Here is a 4,036-nt window from a genome sequence, read left to right as displayed (position 1 = left end):
GCGAAGAAGCCGGGCGAGGTCGCAGTCAAGGATGGCGTCAAGGCCTCCGTAGGCGGCCAGGTTGTGAGCGGTGGGTCTGCAACTACCCCTCCAGCTGCTGGCGGCGGTGGAGGCGGTGGCGGAGGAGGCACCTCGAACCCAGGCGGAGGCGGCAATCCGAATCCGGGCAATCCAGGGGGCGGGACGCAACAGCCTAGCACGTATACAATTACGGGTACAGTCAAAAGTGAAACGGGCGATTTATTAGATGGCGTGATGATTATATACCTTTTGGAATCCCCAGAGGGCATCAAAGCAGAGACAGTATCCGTAAATAGAGGGAGCTTCTCTATATCCCTTAAAGAAGGTAAATACCTTATTTCTGGGGTCCTTACTTCTTTGGAGAACGATGATCCATCTTCTTACAAATGGATTGATGAAACATTCCAAGTTACAGCCTCCAGTAACAAGAGGCTAGCCCTGACGGCATTTAAAGAGAATTTCTTTCCTACTATTTTATTTCCTTCTGACTGGATTGAAGAAGAGGAATATGCTCTGTTTTTAAAGAACTTCGACGAAGAAGGGCCTTCATACGCACTGCTAGCAACAAAGGACAAAGAAGATTTATCCAGATATATTAAGGATGGGACATATCGTTTAACGTTCATATCTGCTAGAGCTGGTGAAGTATTTATTGGAGATATCGAGTTTGAAGGTATTACAAATCTTTTCGTGAGAGTACCACAACTAACAAAGGGTTATGTCCGTGTGGATGGAAAGATGCTGGATGAAGCTGTTTTAATGTACACCGACCCTAAGGAAGACATCAAAACGGTTTCGATAATTAATGGCGAGTTTGCGGTTAGATTCGGATACGGTACGTACACAGATGTTAAGGTGTACTTCCAACATCCGATTTTAGGTGAGATTTCACGTGACCTAGACGATTTTTCTATTATTAATGATGGTAGAGAGCTCACATTTGACGTAACGGGTGTTAAGCTTCAAGGCTCTCTTGTTAATGAAAAAGGTGAGAAACTGAATGGTAAACTGGAGATATTCTCTATGGGCAACATGAGAACCATCCCTGTCTCCAACGGCGTCTTCGCGGTGGATCAGTTACCTGAAGGAGTTTACTCAGCAATTAGGTATACCGATGACAAAGGCAGTCGATATCCAATTGAGGGAATTATCACGATTGGAGATCGGCCCGAGACTGTCGAGTTGATTCAGAAGCTAAATGTTAAGGGAACTTTTACAAAAGGCGGACTTCCTATGGATAACCTAAGGCTGATCATCCAGGAGGATTATGATTATCCAATGCCGCTTCCTGTAGGAGGAGTTGCTCAAGCTTACGTCGATAATGGAAATTTCGCTATATACCTTCCAGAGGGCGACTACGTTATTTATGATTATGTAATAAATGATCTGGAAGTCCAATTAAGTCCACCTGTACGCTTCAAGGTGGAGGGAGAATCAATTCATCTGCCAATTGAACTTCCCGCCCCAAATGTAACCGGAAAAATCTACGATATGGATGGCGTGTCTCCATTAATGTTTGGCAGTGTTCACACTTATCGTTTGTACCCTGAATTTGTTCCTTACCGGTCATCTATTGTAAACGGGGGCTATGAGCTTTATCTACCAGACGGAGAATATGAACTATCAATCGAATCTCAACAAAAGAATATTTTCTTTATGAAGCCGCTAAAAGTAATTCATGGTCAGCCAGAATCGAATCCGTTAACGAATTGGACCTTGCCGCCTCTTGTTGATCTGAACCTTGCGTTGACAGGTGCTGTTCAATCCACTAATTTCCGTGTTTCAATTGGTTCAAATGTGAACGGGGGAGCGTACTACTACGATGTAAAGGATGGCAAGCTAAGCCTTCATATGGAACCTGGGCTGTATTATATTATGGGTTATCAGCTTGAGAATAGTCTATATTCCGTCAGACTGACCAATCCAATCCCGTTCCAAGTGCCGAGCGGTGCTACCATAACGATTCCGACAGTTCAGCAATAGAATACAAGTTTCAAAACAATGGCCACCCTTTGCGGGTGGTTATTGTTTTATCCGATCTGACCGTTAGATAGCTGCATTATCAAAAAAAACGGGCGCTAAGGCGCAAATTTGGCCGTTAGCCGCTTTGGGGCACTGGCCGTTTTGGGCCATCGGCGGTTTTGGCGGTTTTGCCCCTCCTTCGCGCTTCGGTTACAATAGTGGAGACGATTCCGAGGGATAATTCGCGGGGGGAGGGTACCGCATGAATAGAAACATCTTTATTATCGAGGATGACGATCTGCTGCTGGAAGCGCTCCGGGAAGGGCTGGGCCAATGGTCATATGAGGTGAGTAACCCCAGTGATTTCGCCCAGGTGATGGACGCTTTTGTCGAGCATCGACCGCATCTGGTCATTGTTGATATTCAGCTTCCGAAGTTTGACGGTTTTCATTGGTGCAGAGAGATTCGTGCCGTGTCTCAGGTGCCGATTATCTTCCTGTCCTCGAGAGATCATCCGATGGATATGGTGATGGCCATGAACCTGGGGGCGGACGATTATGTGCAGAAGCCCTTTCATATGGATGTGTTGCTTGCCAAGATCCAGGCGATTCTTCGTCGCACGTATACGTATGAAGCGTCCTCCGATGTCATGGAATGGAATCAGGCGTGGATTGATTTGAAAAGCGGCGCGATTACCAAGGAGGGGCAAACCATTCATCTGACCAAAAACGAATTTTTTATTCTTAGGGTATTGGTTCGGGCCAATAATAAGATCATCTCGCGCCATGAACTGATGAAAATGCTCTGGGACGATGATCAATATGTGAATGACAATACGCTCACGGCCAACATCACAAGGTTGCGGCAACAGCTGGCCTCGCTCAACCTGGCTGAAGGGATTGTGACGAAAAAAGGCCTCGGCTATATGGCCGTTACACTCTAGGAGGTCTCGCCTTGTTTATCGCTTATCTCGTGTATAAAAGGAGCTGGCTTGGTTTAATTGGCCTATTGCTTCTGCTTACCAACGTGTTGATTCGATTGGACGCGGGTATTGAGGTGGAGCCTTATTCGCTCCTCTATTTAAATGTTTTGTTCCTGACGATCGCAGTGAGCTTTATAGTTTGGAGATATAAAAAGGAGACCGCCTTTTATAAGTCGCTGCTTGCCTTGTCGAATGACGTTAGCGATGACTGGTTCGAGAGCATCCCCGAGCCGCATGGCCGTTTTCCTGACGGCATCCTGTATACAGTGTTGGAAAACATTCATCAGCATGAGCAGAACAAGCATCGTACGTATCAGTCCACCCAACTTATGGAACAAGATGATCTCTCCTCTTGGGTTCATGAAGTGAAGACTCCCCTTACCGCTATGAAAATCCTCCTCGATGCTCACCGTTCCAATGAATTAGCCCAAAGGCTGAATGCGCCCTGGTTGAGGATGCACTTATTAATCGACCGGCAGCTCTATATCTCGCGCCTAGCTAGCCTGGACGCCGACTTGCTCCCCGAACAGCAGGACGTGCAGGCATTGTTACGAGGAGAGATTCGCGAGTTATCTACCTGGTGTATGGAAAAAAACATCACGATTGCGTTGACGGGAGACAGCGCCTCTACCGTGTATACGGATAAAAAGTGGTGCGGCTTTGTGATGAGACAGCTGTTAACGAATGCGATTAAGTACAGCCCGACGGATGGAAATGTAGACCTCCATATCGATCGTCAGGAAAATGAAACGGTCGTAGTAACCATTAAGGATGATGGGCCGGGCATTCAAGCCCACGACCTGCCGCGTATTTTTGATAAAGGCTTCACGGGAGAAAACGGAAGGGTGCAGCACGCAGCCACGGGCATGGGATTGTATCTTGCCAAAGTGATTAGCCAGAAGCTGCATATTCGGCTTGAGGCGACATCCGTCGTGGGCGAAGGCACATCGATGAGGATGATCTTCTCCAGCGACAATCCCTTCGAACAGATGAGACGATCCTTACTACAAAAGAGGCATCCATGAAGCGGTTGGGATCGTCAAAGCCCAACGGCTTTTTTGTGCGCTTGGC

Annotated in this window: 3 protein-coding genes; all 3 read left to right on the top strand. The window is 47.0% G+C overall.

Annotated elements, in window-relative coordinates:
• On the top strand, positions 1-2,004 hold a 2,004-nt coding region (locus PA598K_RS36860; RefSeq protein WP_185602411.1), incomplete at its 5' end, for a hypothetical protein.
• A gap of 241 nt (positions 2,005-2,245) precedes the next feature.
• A complete protein-coding gene (locus PA598K_RS34435) occupies positions 2,246-2,926 on the top strand; it encodes a response regulator transcription factor (protein WP_128661228.1) in 681 nt (226 codons plus the stop codon).
• Between the two features lie 11 nt (positions 2,927-2,937).
• Positions 2,938-3,990, top strand: coding sequence for a sensor histidine kinase (locus PA598K_RS34430; protein ID WP_128661227.1), 1,053 nt, complete (start codon positions 2,938-2,940; stop codon positions 3,988-3,990).
• Positions 3,991-4,036 lie beyond the last annotated feature (46 nt).

Origin of the sequence: Paenibacillus sp. 598K (genome assembly GCF_003851045.1) — a bacterium.
Taxonomy (GTDB): Bacteria; Bacillota; Bacilli; order Paenibacillales; family Paenibacillaceae; genus Paenibacillus_D.
The sequence above is the reverse complement of the archived record's forward strand: the minus strand, read 5'-3'. Positions and strand labels throughout refer to the sequence as shown.

Bases quoted from the DNA above. Each gene is read 5' to 3' on its own strand.
- PA598K_RS34435 (WP_128661228.1), top strand. From the start codon at position 2,246: ATGAATAGAAACATCTTTATTATCGAGGATGACGATCTGCTGCTGGAA.